General features: G+C 38.1%; 20 protein-coding genes. 15 read left to right on the top strand and 5 right to left on the bottom strand.

What is annotated here, in order from left to right; translation table 11 throughout:
- Window positions 1-152: 152 nt before the first annotated feature.
- Window positions 153-329 (bottom strand): histone H1, encoded by a 177-nt coding sequence (locus JWP71_RS13540; protein WP_299500919.1) that lies wholly within the window; start codon window positions 327-329, stop codon window positions 153-155.
- A 384-nt stretch (window positions 330-713) separates the two neighbouring features.
- Between JWP71_RS13540 and JWP71_RS13535 the strand changes: the two genes are divergently transcribed.
- From JWP71_RS13535 to JWP71_RS13520, 4 genes are read left to right on the top strand one after another with little or no spacing between them, the layout of a single operon-like run.
- Entirely contained in the window at window positions 714-1,052 is a 339-nt protein-coding gene (locus JWP71_RS13535; RefSeq protein ID WP_299500917.1) for a metalloregulator ArsR/SmtB family transcription factor, read from the top strand.
- Window positions 1,053-1,054: 2 nt separating this feature from the next.
- Window positions 1,055-1,480: a VOC family protein gene (locus tag JWP71_RS13530; protein ID WP_299500915.1), complete on the top strand. Its 426-nt coding sequence runs from the start codon at window positions 1,055-1,057 to the stop codon at window positions 1,478-1,480.
- Window positions 1,473-1,883, top strand: coding sequence for a DoxX family protein (locus JWP71_RS13525; RefSeq protein WP_299500913.1), 411 nt, complete (start codon window positions 1,473-1,475; stop codon window positions 1,881-1,883). The genes JWP71_RS13530 and JWP71_RS13525 overlap by 8 nt, the downstream gene beginning before the upstream one ends.
- 7 nt (window positions 1,884-1,890) lie before the next feature.
- Complete coding sequence (locus JWP71_RS13520; RefSeq protein ID WP_299500911.1) at window positions 1,891-2,367, top strand: SRPBCC domain-containing protein; 477 nt, start codon at window positions 1,891-1,893, stop codon at window positions 2,365-2,367.
- A gap of 298 nt (window positions 2,368-2,665) precedes the next feature.
- Here the strand turns inward: JWP71_RS13520 and JWP71_RS13515 are convergent, their stop codons facing one another.
- The 4 genes from JWP71_RS13515 to JWP71_RS13500 all read right to left on the bottom strand — a co-directional run bounded on the left by JWP71_RS13515 (window position 2,666) and on the right by JWP71_RS13500 (window position 6,331).
- Complete coding sequence (locus tag JWP71_RS13515) at window positions 2,666-3,706, bottom strand: LacI family DNA-binding transcriptional regulator (protein WP_299500909.1); 1,041 nt, start codon at window positions 3,704-3,706, stop codon at window positions 2,666-2,668.
- A 107-nt stretch (window positions 3,707-3,813) separates the two neighbouring features.
- On the bottom strand, window positions 3,814-4,482 hold the full coding sequence (locus JWP71_RS13510; RefSeq protein ID WP_299500907.1) for a bifunctional 4-hydroxy-2-oxoglutarate aldolase/2-dehydro-3-deoxy-phosphogluconate aldolase: 669 nt from the start codon (window positions 4,480-4,482) through the stop codon (window positions 3,814-3,816).
- On the bottom strand, window positions 4,472-5,509 hold the full coding sequence (locus JWP71_RS13505) for a sugar kinase (RefSeq protein WP_299500905.1): 1,038 nt from the start codon (window positions 5,507-5,509) through the stop codon (window positions 4,472-4,474). Before JWP71_RS13505 ends, JWP71_RS13510 begins: the two co-directional genes overlap by 11 nt.
- Window positions 5,510-5,515: 6 nt before the next feature.
- Entirely contained in the window at window positions 5,516-6,331 is an 816-nt protein-coding gene (locus JWP71_RS13500) for an SDR family oxidoreductase (protein WP_299500903.1), read from the bottom strand.
- Between the two features lie 282 nt (window positions 6,332-6,613).
- On the opposite strand from JWP71_RS13500, the gene nagA reads away from it, so the two are divergent.
- The 11 genes from nagA (at window position 6,614) to JWP71_RS13445 (ending at window position 25,998) form a co-directional block, all read left to right on the top strand.
- A complete protein-coding gene (gene nagA / locus JWP71_RS13495; protein ID WP_299500901.1) occupies window positions 6,614-7,795 on the top strand; it encodes an N-acetylglucosamine-6-phosphate deacetylase in 1,182 nt (393 codons plus the stop codon).
- Window positions 7,796-7,886: 91 nt separating this feature from the next.
- A complete protein-coding gene (locus JWP71_RS13490; protein ID WP_299500899.1) occupies window positions 7,887-8,645 on the top strand; it encodes a glucosamine-6-phosphate deaminase in 759 nt (252 codons plus the stop codon).
- 130 nt (window positions 8,646-8,775) lie between these two features.
- A complete protein-coding gene (gene uxuA / locus JWP71_RS13485) occupies window positions 8,776-9,954 on the top strand; it encodes a mannonate dehydratase (RefSeq protein WP_299500897.1) in 1,179 nt (392 codons plus the stop codon).
- Between the two features lie 56 nt (window positions 9,955-10,010).
- Entirely contained in the window at window positions 10,011-11,078 is a 1,068-nt protein-coding gene (locus JWP71_RS13480) for a substrate-binding domain-containing protein (protein WP_299500895.1), read from the top strand.
- Window positions 11,079-11,633: 555 nt separating this feature from the next.
- Complete coding sequence (locus JWP71_RS13475) at window positions 11,634-12,986, top strand: sugar MFS transporter (protein ID WP_299500892.1); 1,353 nt, start codon at window positions 11,634-11,636, stop codon at window positions 12,984-12,986.
- Between the two features lie 99 nt (window positions 12,987-13,085).
- On the top strand, window positions 13,086-14,633 hold the full coding sequence (locus JWP71_RS13470) for a beta-N-acetylhexosaminidase (protein ID WP_299500890.1): 1,548 nt from the start codon (window positions 13,086-13,088) through the stop codon (window positions 14,631-14,633).
- 194 nt (window positions 14,634-14,827) lie between these two features.
- Window positions 14,828-17,992 (top strand): TonB-dependent receptor, encoded by a 3,165-nt coding sequence (locus JWP71_RS13465; RefSeq protein WP_299500888.1) that lies wholly within the window; start codon window positions 14,828-14,830, stop codon window positions 17,990-17,992.
- Window positions 17,993-18,017: 25 nt separating this feature from the next.
- A complete protein-coding gene (locus JWP71_RS13460) occupies window positions 18,018-19,592 on the top strand; it encodes a RagB/SusD family nutrient uptake outer membrane protein (protein ID WP_299500886.1) in 1,575 nt (524 codons plus the stop codon).
- Window positions 19,593-19,766: 174 nt separating this feature from the next.
- Window positions 19,767-20,414: a carbohydrate-binding family 9-like protein gene (locus JWP71_RS13455; protein ID WP_299500884.1), complete on the top strand. Its 648-nt coding sequence runs from the start codon at window positions 19,767-19,769 to the stop codon at window positions 20,412-20,414.
- Between the two features lie 386 nt (window positions 20,415-20,800).
- On the top strand, window positions 20,801-22,411 hold the full coding sequence (locus JWP71_RS13450; RefSeq protein WP_299500881.1) for a DUF6377 domain-containing protein: 1,611 nt from the start codon (window positions 20,801-20,803) through the stop codon (window positions 22,409-22,411).
- Window positions 22,412-22,959: 548 nt separating this feature from the next.
- On the top strand, window positions 22,960-25,998 hold the full coding sequence (locus JWP71_RS13445; protein ID WP_299500879.1) for a TonB-dependent receptor: 3,039 nt from the start codon (window positions 22,960-22,962) through the stop codon (window positions 25,996-25,998).
- Window positions 25,999-26,012 lie beyond the last annotated feature (14 nt).

Raw genomic sequence — 26,012 nt, 5'->3', positions numbered from 1 at the left:
GAAATAATTCACGATTAATTAAAATAGAAATAGCCCGAGGCTGCCCCGGGCTATTTCTATTTTAATTAAGCAATATGCTGACTTTCTATCAACGCTGAATAAGTAAGCCCCGGCGCCTGCCGGGCTTACTCCTAAAACAGCTTTGCTATTAATTATTTCGTGTTTTTCTTTTCGGTTACTTCTTTGCGGATCTCAGTTGCCTCAACTTTAAGTTGTTGCATTGCGCCGCGTAAGCGAGTACCTGCTGCATTGTTTCCTTTGTTGTAAAATGCTTCGGCGTCTTTTTCAGCTGAAGCAATGAGTTCTTTAAGGGCTGTGAATTTTTGCATGGTTTAATGTTTTAATTAAAATCTGCCCCTAAATTAATGTTTTTCTGCTTTAACCAAAATTCGTTTCGGGTAATTTGCCAGCCAATTTTTTTAAGAATTCATTTTTATGTTTAAATAAATTCAGTAACTTATTTATAACCAAATTCATTTACGTCAAGAATGAAATGTGAGGAATTGCGAGAATAATGTAAGGGTTTTTCAGATTAGTGATCGGGAGCTTGAATTTTCGAACCATTTCCTGTAAGATTTCAGTTCTTAAAGCCATTATAAGGGGGAATGCCCTGGCTGCAAATCTTTTCGATATGATAAGTTTCAAAAAAAAATTGAATAAAAATTGTGCAGTTAAATAACTGCATTATATTTGCAGTCAAATAGTTGCATAAGATGGAAATTCGTAGAGATGTATTTCAGGCCATCGCCGACCCAACCCGTAGAGCAATATTGGGTTTGGTGGCTTTACAGGCGATGACACCGGGCACAATTGCCGAAAACTTTGACTCGTCAAGACAAACAATTTCAAAACACATTCAAATTTTAAATGAATGTGAATTACTGAATCAGACCCAATCTGGTAGAGAAATTTATTATCACTTCAATCCAAACAAAATGAAAGAAATAGCAGATTGGTTAGAGCCTTATCGCAAAATGTGGGAGGGCAGGTTTACGGCGATAGAGGATTTATTGAATGAAATGCAAACAAAAGCTACAAAACCAAAAAAATAAAAATGACAAAGCAAATGTATCCTTGTTTATGGTTTGATGGTCAAGCCAGAGCAGCAGCAGATTTCTACTGCACAATTTTTCCAAATTCAAAAATAGTCAGCGATTCAGGAATGGTTGTAAATTTTGAACTTAACGGGCAATTATTTATGGGCCTAAATGGGGGCGATAACTTCCAATTTAACGAAGCCGTTTCCTTTGTTATTCCCTGTAAAGACCAGGAGGAAATTGACCATTATTGGTACAAACTCATTGCAGACGGGGGCCAGGAGAGCCAGTGTGGCTGGTGCAAAGATAAGTTTGGATTATCCTGGCAAGTGGTCCCAACCCTATTAGGTGAACTGCTTTCAAATCCTGAAAACAGGCAACGTGTTGTACAGGCATTTATGAAAATGAAAAAATTTGATATTCAGGCGTTACAAAATGCCTAAGGTTATCAAAAAGGGAAAAATCATTTATTGGATCAGCACAGGATTATTCTGTGCCTTCCTTTTACTAACCGGTATTTTATACATCAGAGGCCCAAACTTTGTAGATATATACCAGCATTTAGGCTTCCCCCAATATTTCCGCGTAGAACTTGGCATTGCAAAAATTACAGGCGTTTTAATTCTGCTTATTCCGCAAATACCATCAACATTTAAAGAGTGGGCTTATGTGGGTTTGGGAATTGCCTTAATTTCAGGTGCGATTGCTCATTTTAATAATGGCGATAGTGCCGGGTATGTCATCAATGTTCTATTCTTTTTTTCCCTTTTAATAATCTCCTATGTCTATTGGCATAAAAGAAACAATGAAAAGATAAATCCACCATCGCTTAAATTTTATAATTAAAACAAAAATGGCAAAGCAAATAGAGGTTACGAAAATATTTAACGCCCCGGTTGAGATGGTTTTGAAAGTTTGGGTTGACCCTGAGCTGGTTAAGCGTTGGTGGGGCCCAAAACATTTTATATCACCAGTGGCAAAAATTGATTTTCGCGAAGGCGGTAGATCATTAGTAAGTATGAAAGCTCCAAAAGAAATGGGTGGTCAGCAATGGTATTCCGTTTGGGAGTATGTGAAAATTATTCCTTTACAAACAATTGAGTTTATTCAAACCTTATCGGACAAAGACGGCAATAAAACTGACCCCGCCAAAGTAGGTATGCCCTCTGACTTTCCTATAGACATTAAAACCGTTGTAACTCTCAGAGAAATTGCAGATAATAAAACAGAAATGACTGTTACAGAATATGCTGATTTTGGCACGATAAGCAACTTTGCACAAATTGGTTTGGAACAAAGTCTGGATAAGATGGCTACTATCTTTAATTAGACCTGTACTATGCAGCGGTTGATTTCCTGCTTAAGAAAAGCGAAGAAAACGTTATTGCGGCGGTAAATAAGGAAAAGACCGCAAAAGATAAAATATATGCCTGTTTGAATTTCAGCAGGAACCCGCTGGAGACACACATCTGCCGGGGATGCCCTACCTTTAATTTAGCGGCCGAAACTGACGATAATAATCCTATCATTAAAGAGGAGGTTAAAAGAATATAATTGCCGCTCACCGTTTTTTAAAGGAAGGGATCAAAAATGGTGAGTTTTCAGTATCACTTGATGCGCCAGCACCTTCAGACAAGCCTTTTACAGGCGGTTGATGAGCGTGCAAACAATCGAGTAGGTAGAACCAGTGTTTCGAATTTAATGACTGGCCTTTTGCTTAATATGATATTTAACAACATTTCCATCGCTTTTTGCCCCATCTCAAAACCTGGTTGGTAAACCGAACTTAAGGGCGGATTTAAAACATCTGCAAATGTGGTATTCGTGTATCCAATCAAGGCGATGTCATTAGGAATTTTAATTTTTAACTTATTCAACAGGAAAAGGGTAGTTGTGGTAATCCTGTCTGAGGTAGTAAATATGGCATCCGGTTTCTTCTCCAGTGATAACAATTCGGTCAGCACATTTTCTATTTCGCTTGCATCTCTGCCACCATGTAGGCAATGTTTAATATACTCCTCGGGTACTTGCAGGCCGGCTTCAGCCAATGCTTGATTATAACCGGCTAAGCGTTCTTTGCTGGTAGAAATATTTGGCGGGCTGGTGATATGCGCTATTCTTGTATACCCCGATTCCAGTAAATGTTTAGTAGCATCATACCCGCCTTTAAAATTGTCGGCGATAACTTTGTGAGTCTCTATCTCGTCGCTTACCCGGTCAAAAAATACAATTGGCAAACCCTGCTTATGCAGTTTTTTTAAGTGTTCGAGGTCTTTTGTTTCTGTAGATAATGATATGAGTAAACCATCGATAGAACGACGGGCAAGATGGCTTACATTCTTTACCTCCAGATCGTATGACTCGTGGGTTTGGGTGATAATTACATTAAAACCGGAGTTGTAAGCAACAGATTCAATTCCATTGATCACCTGTGAAAAAAATTGGTTCTCTATAGTGGGTATCACAATACCGATAGATTTGCTGTGGCCGTGTTTTAAGCTTTGGGCAATGGGGTTGGGACGGTAGTTATTTCTCTCGGCATACTCCACCACAAGCTTTTTGGTTTTCTCACTTATTTCGTAGCTGTCCCTGAGCGCCTTTGATACGGTTGAAACAGAAAGGTTAAGCTCCTTGGCGATATCCCTTATTGTAATTGCGTTAAAATTCATATCAGATTACTGCCTGCATTTTGCGACCAAATTATGCTAGCGGTTTCACAATATAAAGAAACTTGCGCAACTAGTCAAATTAAATAAGGGCCACAGTTCTACAACTTTTATACGCGGTATCTTGCAGCTTGCACATATTGTAATGCCTGCAAGGTGTCTATGTAAAGTTGGCCGTAATCTTTAGATTCCAAGATAGCTTTTGTGATCAGCTTGCTGCCCATTCCAACGGCTGATACGCCCGCATTAAACCACGATGTTATATTTTGCTGATCCATTTCTACCCCACCGGTGGGCATAATCAGTAAACCCGGGAAGATTTCTTTAACAGCCAATACAAATGCGGGCCCTAAAATATTAGCCGGAAAAAGTTTTACCAGTGATGCACCATAGTTCAGTGCCCTGTGTATCTCGGTGGGGGTCATACAACCGGGGATCCAAATCAGTCCTTTATTTATGGCGATGGCTGCAACGTCAGGATTAACTATAGGTGAAATGATGAAATCGGCCCCTGTATCTATATATTCGGTAGCCTCGCGGGTAGTTTTTATAGTGCCTATCCCTAAAAGCAAGTCTGTTAGTTCATCTTGCTGAAGCTTTTTGAGTACTTTAAAGTTCTCCAATGCGGCTTCGCCACGGTTAGTGTACTCAATAGCGCGAATACCTGCTTTGTATAAAGTCCTGATAACATCGACGCTTACCTCCGCGCTGTGATGGAAAAACAAGGGAAGCATACCCTGGCTTATGATAATGCCGATCGTCTCATCTTTAGTTTTCATATCTAATGGCATTATTGATTTTTTCGACAGTGCTTTTCGTAGCATCGCCAGCGATAAAGAGTTTTTCAAAAGCAGCAGCGGTCGCGAAGTTAAGGATGTTTGAAGGATCCAGGTGATTATAAAAACCATAGATCAGCCCGGCCATAAAGCAATCTCCGCTACCCACCTTGTCTGTTATAATTTCAGCCCTGTATTCTGCCGAATAATAAAGCTTTTTATCAGTATACAAGGTTGTGTAATATTTAATGCCGCTTCCCTGATCAAACCTGAAGGTATTTGCAACGGCTTTACATTTAGGGAACTTCCGTATGATCAATTCCGAACTATTAAGTGCTTCTTGTAAATAAATTTTTTTTTGTCCCGATTTGTCAGTGCCGGGCGTAACCGTTATCCCCAGTAACTTATCAGCTGCCCATAAATTACCCATTATCAAATCACAGTATTTTACCAGTTGGGGCATTATTTCATCCGGTTCTTTTCCATATCGCCATAGTTTAGCGCGATAGTTCAAATCAACAGATATATGGATGTTTCGTTTGGAGGCAGCTATCAAAGCTTCTTCGCACAGACTGGCTGTTTGTTGACTAAGCGCAGGGCAGATAGCACTGAAGTGAAACCAGCTTGTACCTTTGAACAGCTCATCCCAGTCTATCGTATTTGTTGTAAGCTCGGCAAAAGCAGAATCGGCACGATCGTAAATAACGGTATCATGTTTCATGTCCTTTCCTTTTGTCAGGTAGAATAATCCCAGTCTTGACCCACCCTTATGGATGATTGAGGTGTCAATATTACGTGACATTAACTGGTTGATTATCTGCGTAGATAAATCATTATCAGGTAAAGAAGTAAAGTATTTTGTAGGGATGCCCCATAAAGCCAGCGCTGTAGCTACATTCAATTCGGCACCTCCTATATAAAAAGGCAAACTGTTTTCGTTAAGCCAGTTACCGTCCGTATCGATGCAGAACCTGAGCAGCAGTTCGCCAAACGTTAAAACCGATTCCGTATTTGCAGCCTTGTTGTCCATGTTAAGTTAAACACCGCTAAATATTGAAAATCCACCATCAACACATATCATAGAACCGGTTACAAATTCAGAGGCATCGCTTAGCAGCCATACTAATGCACCTGTCAATTCAATTGGGTTGCCAAAACGTTTAAAAGGTGTTTGTTTAATAACCGATTCCCCGCGCGGGGTATAACCACCATCGGGGAGGGTGAGCAGGCTTCGGTTCTGCTCTGTCAAAAAAAATCCGGGTGCCAGCGCATTCATCCGGATTGCATCCCCATAACGGTTGGCAAGCTCAACGGCGAACCACTGGTTATAACAATCAACGGCGGCCTTAGCCATACTATACCCAAGCACTCTGGTAACAGCTCGTTTGGAATTCATAGAAGATATATTGACAATGCTGCCTTTGCCTGTTTTAGCGATTGCTTCTCCAAAGACCTGTGTAGGTAGGAGAGTCCCCCAAAGGTTTACCTCCATGACCTTTTTCATTCCGTCCATATTCATAGTAAATATGCCTTGTTCGGGTTGCAGAACGCCTTCGGGCAGGTTGCCGCCGGCAGCGTTCACCAGCCCGTCGAGCCGTCCAAAACGGTATAGGAACAGGTCTTTAGCAGCTCTTAATGCAAGCTCATCTAAAACATCGGCTACTAATGCTATGGCTTGTCCTCCGTTTTTGTTAATAACAGCAGCACGTTCGTTAGCCACTTGTTTGTTTCTGCCCAGGATGCCCACGGCGCCACCGGCTTCAACAATTCCGTTCACAAACGAATCTCCCAATATCCCGGTGCCCCCGGTAACAATTATTGCTTTGCCTTTTAAAGAAAATATATCACTCATTGATTAGTTGTACGCTCGTTAATCCCCGGTGCCCTGTGCCGGCATCTATAGCTATATACCGTGCGCCTGCGGCGGTTTAACTTATAGGTGGGCAAGTCTACGACTATAATGTATTATTTTGAAGCAAGTGAGTTCTTATTTCTACGCAAACGTTATCGGAGATTTATCTCATTACCAATAAAAAAAATATTCTTATGAATTTGGATAAATAATAAAAATTTGTAATTTCGTGTACGTACACGAAATTATTTTTAACGATATTAGATAGATATATTTAAGTAAATGATAAAAATATTCAATGGTAAGATCATTACTCCGTACCGAATAATTCCTAATGGAACGGTTTTAATTAAGGATGGAATAATTGTGGAAGTTGTTGCCGGAAATATAGAAATTGAAGGAGTAACGGAAATAGATGCAAAGGGTAAGTTTATAGCGCCCGGTTTTATTGACCTGCACATACATGGTGGCGGTGGGCACGATTTTATGGATGGCTCTGAAGCTGGTTTTTTAGAAATTGCAAAAATCCATGCTAAATATGGCACCACAGCCATGCTGCCAACAACTTTATCAAGTGGGAAAGAAGATTTACTCAAAACCATTGAAATATATAAGGTGGCAGACGAAAAAAATAACGCCGGAGCTCAGTTCCTGGGTTTGCATTTAGAAGGCCCCTATTTTGCCATGAACCAGCGCGGTGCGCAAGACCCGCGTTATATCCGTGATCCTGATCCGGAAGAATACCGGGAAATATTATCCGGTACTTCAGTTATTAAGCGCTGGAGTGCGGCCCCGGAGTTAAAAGGCGCAATTGAGTTTGGTAAGTATCTGCTATCAAAAGGTGTATTGCCGGCCATAGCACATACCGATGCGATTTATGAAGAGGTGGTTGACGCTTTTGAGAATGGATACACACTGGCGACGCATCTGTATTCTGGCATGTCTGGGGTAACGCGAAGAAATGCTTTCCGTTATGCAGGTGTAATAGAAAGCGCATTTATTATTGATGCAATGGATGTTGAAATAATAGCCGATGGCATTCATCTGCCCCCACCATTATTAAAATTAATTTATAAAATAAAAGGGCCGGACCGTATAGCCTTGATTACCGATGCTATGCGTGCCGCCGGTATGCCGCCTGGCAACAGTATTTTAGGTAGCAAAAAAAACGGACTGAATGTAATTGTAGAAGATGGTGTTGCTAAGTTGCCTGATCGTTCGGCGTTTGCCGGAAGTGTTGCAACCGCCGACCGGCTTGTGCGGACTATGGTTAAAATGGCTGATGTTCCTTTAATAGAAGCCATACGAATGATTTCCATGACCCCGGCAAAAATTATTGGAGTGGCTGATAAAAAAGGTTCATTAGTTGCCGGAAAGGATGCCGATGTGGTCATCTTTAATGATGATATTGAAATCGATACAACTGTGATAAAAGGAAAAGTAGTTTATCAGAAAGTTTATTGATTTAATTTAAAAACTAATGATATGCTTTCTTAAACAATAAAATACTAACCCTCATTAATGAAACAACTAATTGCTATAAAATAATAAAACAATGCCCTATACAATTAACAAAGACAGCCTGACAACAAAAGTATTCGAATCCAGATCATCCATGGGCTTAGATGCAGCAAACCTTGTAAGTGAGAAAATTTCTGAGCTGTTAAAAACCAGACCGTTTGTCAATATGATTTTTGCCGCAGCTCCTTCACAAAATGACTTTTTAGATGAATTGGTTAACAAAGATATTGAGTGGAGCCGGATCAATGCTTTTCATATGGATGAGTATGTAGGTTTAGACGCAAATGCCCCGCAAGGATTTGGTAATTTTTTGAAGGAAAGATTATTTAAAAAAGTATCGTTTCACTCCGTACAATACCTCAACGGCAATGCAGAAGATTTGGAAGCGGAATGTGACAGATATGCAGATTTGTTGCGCCTTCAGCCTGCTGATATTGTTTGCATGGGTATCGGAGAAAATACACATTTAGCTTTTAATGATCCGCACGTTGCCGATTTTAATGATCCAAAGGTTGTCAAAATTGTTGACCTGGATATGGAGTGCAGACAGCAGCAGGTTAATGATGGTTGTTTTGGTACGATAGAAGCAGTTCCGACATACGCTTTAACCTTAACTGTTCCTGCTCTGGTTAAGGCTACCTATGTTTATTGTATGGTTCCCGGTGAAAAAAAGGCGAAGGCCGTTTATCATACTTTAAATGAGGACATAACGGAGAAGCACCCCTCTACTATTTTACGACAACATTCAAATGCAACTTTGTTTATTGACGAAAAAAGCAGTGTGCTTATTTAATATTTTAGCAGCTGTATCATAACTGATTTTGTATGATTTAAGTGACAGCTGGAACGTTGATGTCAATAAGCTTGAAATACTGAAACAAAGCATTTATATAATTTAAAAAAAAACGTTTTTTATATTAAATATGAAATATTTTAAAATGGAACAATCCATGCGTTGGTATGGACCGGATGACCCGGTAAGTTTATCAGATATTCGCCAGGCAGGTTGCTCAGGTGTAGTAACTGCCTTACATCATATTTCGAACGGAAATATTTGGACCGTGGAAGAGATCCAAAAAAGGAAATCAATTATAGAAAGTGCCGGCATGATTTGGAATGTAGTTGAAAGTGTGCCGGTGCATGAGGCTATTAAAACCCAAACCGGTAATTACAAACTGTATCTGGAAAATTATAAAACCAGTATCCGGAACCTGGCTGCTTGTGGTATTCATACAGTCACTTACAATTTTATGCCAATTCTTGATTGGACCCGGACCGATTTAGCCTTCACCGCACAAGACGGAGCAAAAGCGCTCCGCTTTGAAAAAGCTGCTCTTGTTGCTTTTGATCTGTTTATTCTGAAGCGGAAAAATGCCAGGTTGGGTTATACTGACAAGGAAATCGAGCTGGCCGAAAAAAGGTTTGCGGCTATGAACACCGAGGAGAAAAACCAGTTACAGCGTAACATTATAGCTGGTTTGCCCGGAAGCGAAGAAAGTTTCACTATTGAGGAATTTCAGGCAGCTTTAGACACTTACCAGGGAATAGATGAAGCAATGTTAAGATGGCATTTAATAGATTTTTTACAAGAAGTAATACCGGTGGCCGACGAGTGTGGGGTTAAACTGGTTATTCACCCGGATGATCCACCTTACAGCATTTTAGGCTTGCCCAGGGTTGTAAGTACAGCTGCTGACCTGGAACGTTTGTTTACAGTAATTCCATCCCTAAACAACGGCTTATGTTTTTGCACCGGATCTTTTGGTGTAAGACCAGACAATGATTTGCCCAAAATGGTGAGCCAGTTTGCTGACCGCATAAATTTTATACATTTAAGAAGCACCAAAAGAAATGAATTTGGTGATTTTTATGAGGACAATCACCTGGAAGGTGATGTAGATATGTATGCTGTCATCAGTGAAATTTTTAAGATAATGCAACAAAGAAAAATAAGCATTCCAATGAGGCCGGATCATGGTAAACAAATGTTGGATGATCTGAAAAAGAAAACAAACCCCGGCTACTCGGCAATTGGCCGTTTACGTGGATTGGCGGAACTTCGGGGCTTAGAAATGGGTATTATGCGGTCTGTTAATATTTAGTTGATATTAATTTTTAATTTAACATTGTCTTACATAAGAATTCCCAGTAAAAATAAATGAAAAAGGACCACGATATAGAATTATCAGGCGTAAAAGAAATAGCAAGAAGAGCGAACGTTTCAATTGCTACCGTTGACAGGGTTATTCATAACAGGTCAGGTGTTTCTATAAAAACAAAAAATAATATCCTGGCTATCATTCAAGAACTGGATTATAAACCTAATATTTTGGCAAGAAGGCTTGCTTCGAAAAAATTATTGCATTTTGCTATTTTGATACCGGCAATTTCGCAGGAAACAGAATTTTGGCAAGCACCGCTAAACGGTATTGAACAGGCAGAATCAGAAATAAAGCAATACGGAATTATTATAGAAAAATATTTTTTTGATCAGAACGATAGAAGAACATTTGTAAATCAAACAAAAAAAATACTGAAAAATAAAGTCGATGGAATCCTGGTAGCGCCTTCTTTTATTGAAGAGTCATTAGAATTTACCAAGTCATGCCAGGCGCTTAAAATCCCTTATGTTTTTATCAACTCTGATATCCCCAATCAGGACAGCCTTTGTTATATTGGTCCTGATTTATTTCACAGTGGTTATTTAAGTGCACATCTGGCTAATTACACGGTAGAAAAAAATGGGAAGATACTAATTATTAACATTTCTAAAGAAATAGACAATTATCACCACCTTTTAAGAAAAGAGGAAGGTTTCAGAGCATATTTCCGCAATAATAATAGCAGGCATGAGATAATAAAAGCAGATATCAGGCAAACTGATTATAACTCAGTAGCATATGAGCTTAATGAGTTATTGGTTGCTCATCCGGATGTCAAAGCTATTTTTGTGACCAATTCCAGGGTGTTTTCGATAGCTCAATTTTTGGAAAGCTCATCAATAAATAACATTTTATTGATTGGTTACGATTTTTTAAAAGAAAACATCGAATATCTACAAAACGGAAGCATTGATTTTCTTATATGCCAAAAGCCACAGGAGCAGGGCTATAAAGGAATAATGGCACTTTACCAAAATCTGGTATTAGATGCCGCTGTTGATAAAACCTATTATATGCCAATAGATATTATCACCAAAGAGAATCATAAATTTTACAGGAATTAAATCATGCTATCGAAATAGATATATTAACCAAATGACTTGCATTCAATTGTCCGCTAGCTTTTGACAAAAAGGCCAATTAAAATTGACTAATAATTTTCTAAATAAAGCAAAAGCTAAGTTTTTTGTGTAAAATGATAAGAAATTAGCTGCATTGTTATCGGGCATAGATGAATTTTTCTGTAAATTGTCAAGTATTCAATAGGGATTAGTGATTTTTTTACTGAGTTTGTTCTTTTTGTAGATTTTTTTGAAGAAATGAGTCATTATTTTAATAAATAATACAAAAAGATATAAATTATTTAAAAAAGTATGATTTATTTTGGATTGTATAAAATTTCTTTCTATCTTAGGGTACGTAAACGGAAGTGATTTTATTTAAAAATAAGATACACTTCAAAAAAATAAGGTAAGGTGATTACTATTGTATTTAACACGAGGGTGAATTTATTTCAGTTCGGTAAATCGAACGTATTGGTAAAAACTTTTTTTTGCTGTAATTACGGGTACGTACACGGAAATATGAAGTTGTTTTATTTGATCAAGTAATATTAAAAAATGGCTATAAGAATACAAAAGGAAATTGCATTGGAGGTTGGCTCGCTAAGTGAAAGAGAGACCTTTATCTCGATGCTTATTATAGGAATGCTATTTTTCATATTTGGATTTGTTACCTGGGTGAATTCTATTTTAATTCCTTACTTCAAGATAGCCTGCCAGTTATCAAATTTTCAATCTTATCTGGTTGCTTTTGCATTTTATATCTCCTATTTTATCATGTCGGTCCCGTCTTCTTTTTTGCTAAAAACAGTCGGTTTTAAAAAGGGGATAATGCTTGGTCTCTGGGTAATGGCAATTGGTGCTTTTATTTTTATACCTGCAGCTTTAAGCAGAACTTACGAAGCCTTTTTGCTGGGACTCTTTACCATTGGAACGGGATTGGCCGTTTTGCAATCAGCGGCTAATCCCTATGTCACCATTCTCGGCTCAAAAGATAAAGCAGCTAAACGCATTAGCATAATGGGTATATGCAACAAAGGGGCGGGCATATTGGCGCCTTTGTTATTTGCCAGTATGGTTCTAAAAGTTACAGATAGCGCGCTGTTTAAGCAATTGCCATTAATGGATGTGCTCCATAAAAATGTGGCCCTGAATGAATTAATAAGGAGAGTAATTGTTCCTTATTTATTTATGGGCGTAGTTTTGTTTGCCTTCGGCATTTTTATACGTTACTCTCCACTGCCCGAAATTGACACAGAGAGCGAAAGTTCAGCACTTGCCAATGCTAATTCGGGCAAAACAAATATATTTCAGTTTCCTCATCTTATACTTGGCGCATTTGCTATTTTTTTGCACGTAGGTACGCAGGTTATTGCAATTGATACAATTATAGGATACGCCGACTCAATGCATATCCCATTAATGGAAGCTAAGGTTTTTCCATCCTATACTTTATTTGCTACCATCAGTGGTTATATAATAGGCATTGCTACTATTCCTAAATATATCAGCCAGGTGAATGCCCTCAGAGGCTGTACAATATTGGGTATCATATTCACCTTGCTCATCATTTTTGCGCATGGTAAAATCAGCCTGCTCGGCCACGTTGCAGATATATCTATATGGTTTGTAGTGTTATTAGGTTTAGCAAATTCAATGGTATGGGCTGGTATATGGCCATTAGCGCTAAGTGACCTTGGGCGTTTTACCAAGCTGGGGGCCTCAATAATGGTTATGGGGCTGTGCGGAAGTGCTATACTGCCGCTTTTGTACGGCCATTTTGCGGATTTATTTGATGTTAGACAAGCTTATTGGGTGCTGTTTCCATGCTATATGTACCTGGTATTTTATGCTTTTTACGGTTTTAAATTAAGGAGCTGGCGATTATATAAGGGCAATGCCCTTAATTGAAAGCGTTAGCAGACTTACCCCTGCAAAACATTCACGTTGCAGGATTATGATAGAATTACAAGTTCCAATCACCAATATATTACGTTAAAATTTAAATCAATGAAAAAACTACTATCAGCTTTACTAATGTTAATCGCATTAAATACGGCATTTGCTCAATCTAACAGCCCGGAGGAAAATAGATTTCCAGTTCGGGGCTTTCATCTGGATTTAAGAAACCAGGTAATGACAATGGATGCCCTTAAAAAATTCGCCCTGAAATTAAAAGAATCGGGTATGAATACCCTGGTTATGGAATGGGAGGGTACCTATCCATATGAAAAACATCCGCTGATACCCAATAGATATGCTTATACCAAGGCCGAGGTTGTATCATTTATAAAATATTGCAACGGCCTTGGCATTGATGTTATTCCGTTGCAGCAAAGCTTTGGTCATGTTGAATATATTTTACGTAATGAAAGATATAAAAGCATCCGGGAGGACCAGAAAGACTTTTCGCAGGTATGCCCGTTGGAAACCAAGGGAGATAGCGCTTTATTTACTGATTTATACAAGGAACTGGCTTCTACCCATACCTCAAAATATATCCATATAGGTGGCGATGAAACCTACCTGCTTGGGCATGATGAAAAATGCATTCTTAAAGCTGAGAATGAAGGGAAATCAAAATTGTATACTGACTATATTAAGATGCTTTGCAATATTGTGATTAAATTAGGTAAAACCCCTGTTCTTTGGGCTGATATCGCATTGAAATATCCTGACGCCATTAAATCGTTGCCTAAAGGGACTGTTTTTGTTGATTGGAACTATGGTTGGGATATGAACCACTTTGGCGACCATCAAAAACTGATGCAAAGCGGCTTTGAAATTTGGGGCTCACCGGCTGTAAGATCAGGCCCTGATAATTATTATTTAACCGAGTGGGAAAAACATTTTAAAAATGTCAGGGATTTTATTCCTGCAGCAGAGAAACTAGGCTATAAAGGCATGATAATGACCTCCTGGTCAACTTCCGGCGTTTATTCCTCGGTGTTTGAATCGCCAACTGATATTGCTGATCTGTATCCTATCCGTCACGTGTATCCTCTTTCAGGCTTTAACATTCTGTTCGATGCCTATAAGGAGGGACTAAATTCTAAACAGCCATTGAACATACAGGATTTTATACAGAGATACTGCAAAGATCATTTTGGTTTTACCCAGGCGCAATCAATGTCTTTTTGGACAGCATTAAAGACCACGCCTTATGAGGTTAAGCAAGGAGAAGTAGTTGCTCCAACGCCAATGAGTGTGCAGCAATTGCTTGACAGTAATCGTATTGCGGTAAAAACGCTCTATTCACTTAAGCCGGTAAAAAACCTGGAAGAATATGAGCATTTCAAATTAATGGCTGATATCCGCAATTATTACCTGCAATACCAGGTAATTGAGAAGCAAGTTAACGATCCTGCTTTTAATGATACAGCAAACCCGGTAGTTCTTGAAAAACTAAAAACATTATTAGCAGGTTCAAAAGGGCTAAATGACAGGTTCAGCATGTTAAATAAAGGATTTATAAATCCATCGGATATTGAATTTGAAAACCAGGTAAGAAATATCAAAGTAATTAATTTATATAACCGCTTATCGAGAAAAAAGTAGCGGAGTAGTAAAAGAAGAACCATACACCCTAATTTAAATCAAAAAACTATGGCATAATTCAAAAAACAAACATTAAAGGAAACAAAGAGGAAGATGCTTCCAACATCTTCCTCACCAAGTTTCCAACCTTTTAATCAGGCGATTAAGGACGCCCGTATAATCACAGAATGCTCACTTTTATTAACCACAAAGCTATGAAAAAACAACGAAATCATAGTATACCGTCAATTATTGACATTGCCAGTACATTAAAACCAAAGCAATATTGCGTTTTAACGCTTGCCCTGCTAACCAGTTTCCATGTAAGGGCAAACAATAGATTAAATACCAGTTCAATTTTAAAAAATACAGTCATAGAAAATGTGGCTAAGGTAAACAAACACCCGAATGACTCATTTTATACGCTAAATAATGATCCCGCTATCCAAAATATAATTGTCAAAGGAAAAGTGGTAGACGAAAAAGGTGAAAGTATACCTGGTGCAAATGTTATGGTTGAAGGCACAACTAAAGGTATGGCAACCAATGTTAATGGCGAATATCAGCTAAGTGTGCCGGAAGGCAGTACACTTGTATTTAGTTTTATTGGATACATTACACAAAAAATAGTAGTTGGCACTAAAACCAGGATTGATGTAGCCATGCAGCCAGACAAGACTAAAACGCTAAATGATGTAGTAATAGTTGGGTACGGAACGCAAAAACGGTCGGATATTACAGGTTCGGTATCCTCAGTACCTAAGGAAAGATTGTCGGAATTGCCGGTTACCAATGTAATGCAGGCTATTGAAGGAACAACTGCCGGATTAAATATATCCGAAAATTCATCTACTCCGGGAAGCTCGCCAAAAGTTTTGGTTAGAGGAGCCAATTCTATTAATGCCAGTACCTCACCATTAATTGTGGTTGACGGCGTGCCTTTTAGTAACCTTGGAGGTTCAATGAATGACATTAACCCCAATGACATTGCTTCAATTGAAATTTTGAAAGACGCTTCGGCCGTAGCCATTTATGGTACCAGGGGCTCAAGCGGTGTAATTTTGGTTACTACTAAAAGGGGTAAAACAGGTAAGCCAACTATCAGGTACAGTGCTTTTGGTGGGCCGGAGTTTCAACATCAAACGCTCACCCCTTTAGACGGACAGCAGTATGTACAAAAATATTTGGATTACAGTCAGCAAATGAATCTGATCCCAAATAGCCCGCCTGTGCCCAATTTGGATGAAATTCAAAACTACAAATCCGGAAAAACAACAAATTGGCTTAATGAAATATCGCAGCAGGGATATATTCAGGATCATAATTTAAGTATCTCTGGCGGAACTGAAAATGTTAAATATTTTCTATCGGGAGAATACCAGGATGAGAAAGGCGTATTAAAAGGCTATCAGCACCACCGTGCCGCTATCCGGTCAAATTTTGATGCTAATCTTACCGATTGGCTTACCGTTGGTACCACCATGTTTTTTTCCGCCAACAATACCGATGGCGGTACGGCCAATTACAGCCTGGCAATGCAAATGAGTCCTTACGGACAGGAGTATGATGCAAAGGGAAATTATACAATTTACCCGATGTTTCCGGAAACCTTATATACCAACCCTTTACTGGGCCTTAATTCGAATGTAGTTAACCGGTACAATGACCTGAACGGAACATTTTATCTGGAGGTTAAACCCAAATTTGTTAACGGTTTAAAATTCAGGGTAAATGCAAATTACACTAATCTTCCAACCGTTTATGATACTTATAATGGCCTGAGTGCCGGCAATACCGTTGGCGGTACGGCAATGATCAACAATACCGGAACAGATAGCTGGTTGGTTGAAAACATTCTTTCGTATAACAAGAACTGGAAAAAGCATCATTTGGATATTACTGCATTGTACAGCGCCCAGGAAAAAGTATATACCTCATCTACAACTACAGGAAGCACATTTTTGAATGATAATCTATCTTTCAACAATATGGGATCCGCAGCAGTGGTTACTGGCGCTTCTTTTTATAGTCGCGATGCCTTACTTTCAGAAATGGGCCGTATAAACTATTCATATGCCAGCAAATACCTGTTTACGGCTACGGCAAGGCGCGATGGTTATTCGGCTTTTGGTTCGGCAACCAGTAAATATGGCTTATTCCCTTCAGTGGCGTTGGGATGGAATATATCACAGGAGAATTTCCTGAAAAAAGTAAATCAGATTGATAATATAAAATTGCGTTTATCCTACGGAACGAGTGGTAACCAGGCGGTAGGTGCTTATCAAACCATTACTACCCAGGGCATAACTAAATATATTTATAACGGAACGCCCACAACCGGGTTGGTATCAAGCGCCTTAAACGTTAACGGCGTACTTGGCAATGTTAACCTGAACTGGGAGAGCACCACCGGAGCAAATTTAGGTATTGATTACTCCTTATTTAAAAGCCGTATTACCGGAAGCGTTGAAGTTTATTCAACTAAAACTACAAACTTGTTGTTAAACAGGCTGCTTCCTGCAATTGGCGGCTATCCAAGCGAGCTTGATAATTTAGGAAGCTTAGCCAATAAAGGTATAGAGGTTACCTTAACCACGGTTAATATAAAGCACGATAAGTTTAGCTGGTCAACCAATTTTAATTTTTCTGCAAACCGAAATAAAATCCTTTCGCTTTACGGAAATAACACAAACGACCTTGTTAACAAGTGGTTTATAGGTAAACCCCTGGGTGCCATATATGATTATAAATTAGCAGGCGTTTGGCAGGTGGGTCAGGATGCATCAAAACTTGATCCCGGAGCAAAACCCGGTGATCTGAAATTTGTAGATGAAAACGGCGACGGAAAAATAACAGCTGCGGATAAAGTTTACCAGGGCAGCAGTTTGCCAAAATGGAACGGTGGAATGATCAATAACTTCGGTTATAACAACTTTCACTTAAGCGTGTTTTTTCAAACATCACAAGGGGCACTCATAAATAATCCCACTTTAGATCTTCAAAACTATGGTGGCCGGGTAAATATTCCGGTTCAGTTAGATAACTACTGGACGGCGGCAAACCGCAGCAACACCCGTCCTTCATTAAGCTATATTAATCCGCGGCTGTACGCTTACCCGGTACCTCAAAATTATACCAGGTTAAAAGATATAACCTTTAGTTATACTTTCCCGCAAGCATTAGCCGACAAATTAAAGATTGGGAGTTTAACTGCTTATATCAGCGGACGTGATATTTACACATTTACCAAATGGATTGGCCTTGACCCTGAATTGAGTGTAAATGCCAATCAATCTGGTCCGGCGAACGCTAATTTAAGCTACGGACTCTATCCATTGGTAGCAAGTTATGTTTTAGGTGTAAATGTTAGTTTACGCTAAAAGAGAACCTTTAAATTATAAAACAATGAAAAAGCTTAATATTTTATTACTCGTTATATTAACTTCAATCGGTTTAATATCTTGTAAAAAGAGTTTTCTGAATGAAAAATCAGACTCGGCTTATACGCCCACAGTTACACTTAAAGATTCGCTTGGATTAGACGCCGCAATTGCAGGCCTTCAGGAATCCGTGCGCGAACAGTATACCATGCAATCAACCCAATCCTTATTATGTATTTTTCAGGTTGGAACCGACGTATGTATAGATGGCAATGGTAATGGTGAAGAATATCCTTATCATAATTATGTTACACTGAACTCTCAGGATCCGGCCGCATTATATTATTGGACCTGGGCATACAGGGTAATTACCAATGCTAATCAGATTATTCAAGGAGCATCTGATAGCTCAACACCACTTTCTGCTTCTGGCCGCAAATCATTTTTAGCTCAGGCCAAATTTTTCAGAGCCTACGCCTATAACTTCCTGGTTACATTATGGGGAAGTGTTCCATTGGTATCTCAACCCATAACAGCTGCAAAAACAGACTTTGTAAGGGCTCCTGTAGATACTTTGAATAACTTTATTAATAATGATCTTGTTTATGCCGATACTTATCTGCCCAATATTGACGCCGTTAAATTGCCGGGCCGAATTAGCGTTGAAGCCGCACAACAATTGCTTGGTGAGGTTTACCTGCGTGAAGGAAAGCCGGACCTTGCCCAGGTTGAACTTTTAAAAGTAATTAACAGCGGTAAGTTCTCTATAACAACAGCAAGGTATGGGGTTAAAGCCAGCTTACCGGGAGATCCGTTTTCGGACATGTTTATATATGGTAACCAACGCAGAAGGGAAGGCAACAAAGAAGCTATTTGGGTTGAAGAACAGCAATATAACGTTCCGGGAGGATCTTCAAGTTTTGACCAACACAGGCGGGTTTGGGTGCCATCATCTTACCAGCTTAGCGGAATACTTATTTGCGATTCGCTTGGTGGCCGTGGCCTGGGCCGGTTACGCCTAAGCCCGTGGCTTATTAATGCCTTGTATACAGGTAATGATATGCGAAATTCGCCATATAGTCTTCGTCGTAATTTTTATTATAACGATCCAACCAACCCCAAATTTGGTCAAAAAGTTATCCCAACGCCTGCTGATACCCTATTTCGTATTGTTCCATACACTACCAAATGGAATTTCTTTATTCCGAGTGACATAAATGGTACTGGCGATTATAAAGATTTAATAATGATGCGTTTAGGGGAGACATATCTTTTACTTGCCGAGGCACAATTTAAACTTGGCCAGCTTGCTCAGGCAGCAACAAGTATCAATGTTTTACGCAGCAGGGCACAAGCTTCTTTGGTAACAGCATCAGACATTACAATGGATTTTATTTTGGATGAACGTGCCAGAGAATTAATTGGTGAAGAAAACCGCAGAATGACTTTGGTAAGAACCGGTACACTGCTGGAGCGTGTTAAACGATTAAATATTAAGGAGAATACAACTATTCAGCCGTATAATTCATTATTACCGATCCCTCAAACAGAAATCAATCTAAATAAAGATGCAGTTCTAACACAAAACACAGGGTATTAATTAAAAATTCAGGAGATAATATGCCGGCTGGTTTAGCCTGGCATTTTATCTCCTGAATTAATATAATGATTTGCTATATTCCTTTACCTAATTTCTAAAAAATATTTAAAGTGCTTTATTGGCTACTCAATAATTCAATCTTAAAAGGGAAATAAACCTTCTACATCATATTTAATGAAAACTATACGCATACCGTTAATTAATTCGGTAAATCCAAACATTATTATTGAAGACGTATCCCAATTAATGGACTCATTGCCATCGCATCAAATTGATAATGATCCGTGGACCAAACTTAAAATTAATTGTCAAACAAATTTTTCTATTGCTCATTGTGGTGATGCCATTTTTCTGAAATTTTATGTTAACGAAGATGTTATTAAAACCAATATGCATAAAACAAACGATCCGGTATGTAAAGATAACTGCGTTGAATTTTTTGTTTCTTTCGGGTCAGAAAACGAATACTATAATATTGAGATCAATTGCTTAGGTATTTGCCTAATGGGGTATGGGATAGACAGAACGAATAGAAAGCTGATGCCCGAAAGCGTAATTGACAAAATTAAAAAAACTATATTAATTAAGTCAGCCGATGAATTTGCCGCTACAAATTTTGAGTGGCAAATAACACTGGCTATACCAATTGACGTGTTTACATATACCAACTTAAATTCGTTTGATAAAAAACAGGGACGCGGCAATTTCTTTAAATGTGGCGATGATTTACCCGAGCCGCATTTCCTTACCTGGAATGCTATTCAAAGTCAAAATCCGGATTTTCATTTATCTGAGTTTTTTGGTGAGTTGCAGTTTGGGTGATGTTATGATCTGTTAAACTAATGCTAAAACTTTAAAAAAGCACTTGCAAATCAATGTAGGTGCTTTTTTGTAGAATATGATCCTATTAGGATTCGAATCTAGGAGATGCGAACCCCTTTTTACAGAGCGATGTATAAGGAGGCTGTTTAGGTTTAAATTTGCAGGTCATTTGTAAACTAATGCATATTAATTTTATAGTTTGCAGACAATGTTTAAACTTGTATTATTCAGATTTTTTATTACGTTTACTATTAGCCTTACAAAATATTTATTATTTTTTTGGAGAATAAATTAGAAAATAAACTTTACCGTAATTGCTTTTACGGTAAATAAAATTAGTACAAATGATATACAACTTTTGCTTCAACCCCAAGCTAATCAAATACTTGCTAATTTTATTTTTTATATCTGCTGCATACAATGCTTTCTCAGACTCAAAAACAAATGATCTGTTTGACGATTTAAAACTTGAACTAAATAAAAAGAAAGTTTACGACCATCAAAAAGAGGTACGTATTAAAAATCTTAAACATACACTTACCAACATCCCGCTTTATAATTTTAAGGATCAGTTTAATTTATGTAATAAGCTGTATGACGAGTATAAGTCATATCAATATGATTCGGCCTATGTATATTCTGCCAAACTGCAGGAACTGAGCCTGGCAATGCATGATAAATCCAAAGAAGATTTTAGTAAAATACAAATCGGCTTTATACTGCTGTCATCAGGTATGTTTAAAGAAACATTTGACAGCATGCGCGGAATTAACGTGCGCAATTTGAACGATAGTGTTAAAATGGAATATTTCTCCATTTTTACACGCGCGTATTATGATTTGGCTAGCTATGATAATGACCGGCATTATGCGGCAAATTATAAGGAGCAGGCAAATAAATATATTGATTCGGCTATTGCTTTAAGCCGGCCCGGATCATATGATAACGTGTATTTAATGGGTTTTAAGAAATTCAGGAACGGTAATTATGATGCAGCCATTGTTGATTTTAACAATCTTTTAAATCAGCACAAGCTTACTGCGCATCAATATGCTATTGTAACCTCAACTCTGGCCAATGTTTACCTTAATACTCCTCAAAAAAATAAATGTATTGAGTTATTAATAAAAGCTACGATCAGCGACATTCAATCATCTACTAAAGAAACCGTAGCACTTTTTTGGCTTGCCGAACTATTGTATAAAGAAGGTGATATTAAAAATGCTTATACAGCCTTGCAAAATGCGCTTGCTGATGCTGATTTTTACGGTGCAAGACAGCGAAAAGTTCAAATAGGAACATTGTTGCCTATAGTAGCATCCGAGAAGTTAGCATTTATAGAAAGGGAAGAAAACCGGTTTATTATTTTTTTTAGCCTGATAGCATTACTCGCAATATTGGTTATAGTTACGTTGGGTATACTTTTTAAACAACTTAGAAAGTTAAAAACCAAAGAAAAGATAATTGATGATAAGAATGTCCAGCTGGAAAAAATTAACGAAAAATTACTGGAAGGAACAAAAATAAAAGAAGATTATATTGGCTATTTCTTCAATGTTATATCTGGCTATATTTTGCAATTAGAGCGTATAAAAAGATCTGTTGATACCAAACTGGCTATCAAAAAATATGATGACATCCAGATAATGGCCGATAAGATCAATATTAAAAAAGAGCGTGATACCTTGTTCTATACTTTTGATCATGTTTTTATAAAGATATTCCCCAATTTTATTGAAGAATTTAATTCCCTGTTTAATAAAGATGACCAAATATGGCCCAAAGAGCACGAAGTTTTGACTACGGACCTGCGGATATTTGCTTTAATGCGTATGGGCATTAGCGATACGGAGACTGTAGCTAATATATTGGAGTATTCTGAAAAAACAATTTACGTATATAAAATGCGTATCAAGGCCAGGGCGCTGGTTCACGGCGATAGTTTTGATCAGCGTATTATGGCAATTAAAGCTGTTGATATTGACGGCAAACCTTAATTCTATTCTTCTTGTGAATTTCCGCCAATATTGGGTGACTTTTTTCATGCTAAAAGCGGCATAATTTGTTAAATAAAGTTAAAATTTAAATTAAATTTTTCTCAAAAGACTTTTTTTCAAACATCTGATTATTAGAAATATAAAAAAAATAAAGGGCATTTTTTTTTATATTTTTTGTAAATAAATAGGTTGCCGAAGATATCCCACCTTATTTTGTGCGGTCATAAAAAAATATCAAGTGCAACAAGCCGTGATATTATAGTGACACGATAAACCAAACATGAAAATTTCCTGGGCATAAATTAAAATTTATGACATCGACTGTTAATGCAGCATTATGATGCAATACATGCGGTTAAGATTTAATAGTTTTTTGGGCACCAGTAAAAAAGAAACAAACTAATACAAATTAACTGATCATGATAAAACAACACTACTCCACTTGAGGCGATGAGTTTATAACAATGGCTTAATTGTTTACCAATAGCATTCCGCCATCCCGTCTAAATTATAAACCAACAACAGCTTATAAACTAAAAATAAATTAAATGAGAAAAAAACATATAAAACAGTATTTGCTATTATGTGCATTTTTAATGTTAACATCCATTGCATTTGCACAAACAGCGATTATTTCAGGTACAGTGCTCGATGAAAATAATCAGCCTCTTCCTGGAGCATCCATAGTAGTAAAAGGAAGTCAAAACGGTATAGCTACAGATATAAATGGAAATTACAAGTTATCAGTAACTACGGGTTCTGTTACTATAGTAGCAAGCTTTATAGGCTACCAGCCACTTGAAAGAACGTTAACCGTTGCAGGTAATGTTACTTCGGATTTTAAATTAGCCCCTGACGCGAAAAGTCTCGGTGAAGTAGTGGTAATTGGTTATGGTACGGCAAAAAAATCAGACCTTACCGGTGCAATAGCTACAGTTACTGCGAAAGATTTTAATCAGGGCGCGGTTACTACGCCCGAGCAATTGATACAGGGTAAAGTAGCAGGTGTATCTATTATTTCAAACAGCGGGGCTCCCGGTTCAGGCAGCACAATCCGTATCAGAGGCGGTGCATCAGTAAATGGCAGCAATAACCCGTTGATAGTTATTGATGGCGTTCCACTGGATAACTCCCGTAATACTGATGGTACTTCGAGAATTTCGGGCGTTGCTGATCCGTTAAGTTTGATTAACCCGAATGATATCGAATCGTTTAATATACTGAAAGATGCATCAGCCGCCGCTATTTATGGTAACAGGGCATCAAACGGAGTTATATTAATCACCACTAAAAAAGGCAAGGCAGGAAAACCTGTAATAAACTTTAGTACACAATTTTCGGTAGCAACTTTACCTAAGGAGGCCCCGGTACTAAGCCCGGATCAATTTCGCGCTTATGTAAGGGCGAACGATACTACTTCAAACAAAAAATACATCAGTTTATTAGGAAATGCAAATACCGACTGGCAAAAACAGATATATCAAACATCATACAGCACTGATAATAATTTAAGCGTATCAGGTACTACAGCTAAAGATAAATTACCTTACCGGGTTTCTGTTGGGTATACAGACCAGAATGGTATATTAAAAACAAGTTCATTACAACGTTATACAGGTGCTATAAACTTAAGCCCAAGCTTATTTACCGATCATTTAAAGATCAATTTTAACTTTAAAGGCGCGCAGGTAAAACAACGTTTTGCTAATGAAGGCGCCATAGGCAGCGCGGTTAGTTTTAATCCTACATTACCTGTTTACTCTGGAAATAACAATTATGGTGGTTTTACGCAAATATTAGATCCTACCAATACGCCAAGCGGTCTTAAATCACTGGCGCCATTAAACCCGCTTGGTTTATTAGAACAAAATAATAACAGTAGTACAGTTTACAGGGCTATAGTTAGTTTAGGTATTGACTACAAACTTCATTTCTTTCCAGACCTGCACGTTAATGTGAATGTATCATATGATGCAACAAAAGGCTCAGGTTCTGACGTAGTTCCGGCTGATGCTGCTTCAAATATAGATGTGCTTCAAAATGGAAATTACTATAATGGAAATTACAGCCAGTATAACCAAACTACCGGTAATAAACTTTTTGAAGGATTTTTGAGCTACTCTAAAGACATAAAGGCTATAAAAAGTCATGTTGATGTAGTTGCGGGTTATTCGTTCCAGGATTTTAAAGCAACAAGCTATAATTTCCTTTCCTATTTTTCTGATGGAACTGTAAGAGCAACTTCGACATTTAATTACCCGTATGATATACAGGAAAGCCAGCTTACTTCGGGATATGCAAGGTTAAATTATGTATATGATGAAAAATATTTATTAACCGGTACAATCAGGAGCGATGTTTCTACACGTTTTGCCCCGGGTATCAGAACGGGAAATTTCCCGTCGGTTGCTTTTGCATGGCGAATTAACAGAGAAGATTTTCTTAAAGACAATCAAACCTTGTCAAACCTTAAACTACGTTTGGAATACGGCGTTACCGGTAACCAGGACGGAATTGGCAATTATGATTACCTATCGCCTTATAGCTTAAGTAATACTACAGCACAGTACCAGTTTGGTGGTAATTATTATCAAATGTACCGCCCGGCTGCTTATTATTATGGCAGAACCTGGGAACAAACATCTACAGCAAATGCGGCTTTTGACTATGGTTTCCTAAATGATCGTATAACAGGTAGCTTGGATTACTATTACAGAAAAACCAAGAATTTACTTGCCACAATTGGTCAGCCGGCCGGAAGCAATTTTGGTAACCAAATTACAGGTAACGTAGGTAATATGGTTGACCAGGGCTTAGAGTTTAGTATTAATGCCCGCATTATTGATACTAAAGATATATCATGGACCGCAAATCTGAATGCGACTTATGATCAAAACAAGATCACCAATTTAACATTGGTAACAACTCCGTCTTTCCCCGGATTACAGGTAGGCGGTATAGCGGGTGGTACAGGCCAAACTATTCAAATAGACCAGGTAGGCTATCCGAAGAATTCTTTTTATGTGTATCAGCAAGTATATGCTGCAAACGGGCAACCACTTGATGCGGTATTTGTAGACAAGAATAAAGATGGTTTAATAAATAACCAAGATCTGTATATCAATCATAGCCCTGATCCAAAAGAATATTTTGGTTTCAGCTCTGATTTTAGGTACAAGTTGTGGAGCATAGGTTTTGTTACCCGCGCCAGTTTTGGAAACTACGTATATAACAATGTAGCTTCAAATACAGGTATACAGCGCAATATTACTAATCCGCTTGGTTTTATTAACAATGGGTCATCAGATGTTCTTACAAGTGGTTTAACGGGTAATAGCAGTAATGATCTGTTATCAGACTATTACATCCAAAATGCCTCATTCTTCAGAATGGATAATGCGCATATAGGATATAATTTCGGAAAAATATTCAAAAATACGGGCGATCTGAGAATAAGTGCAAATGTTCAAAATGTATTTATTATTACCCAATACAAAGGCGTTGATCCTGAAATTACTAACGGTATTGATAATAATCTTTACCCAAGACCCAGAACTTATGTATTGGGTGTAAATCTTAGCTTATAAACTTTTGCTTAAAT

The organism is Mucilaginibacter sp., from assembly GCF_028287845.1.
GTDB lineage: Bacteria > Bacteroidota > Bacteroidia > Sphingobacteriales > Sphingobacteriaceae > Mucilaginibacter.
Note: the sequence above shows the minus strand (reverse complement) of the source record. Positions and strands in the feature narration are given on the sequence as shown.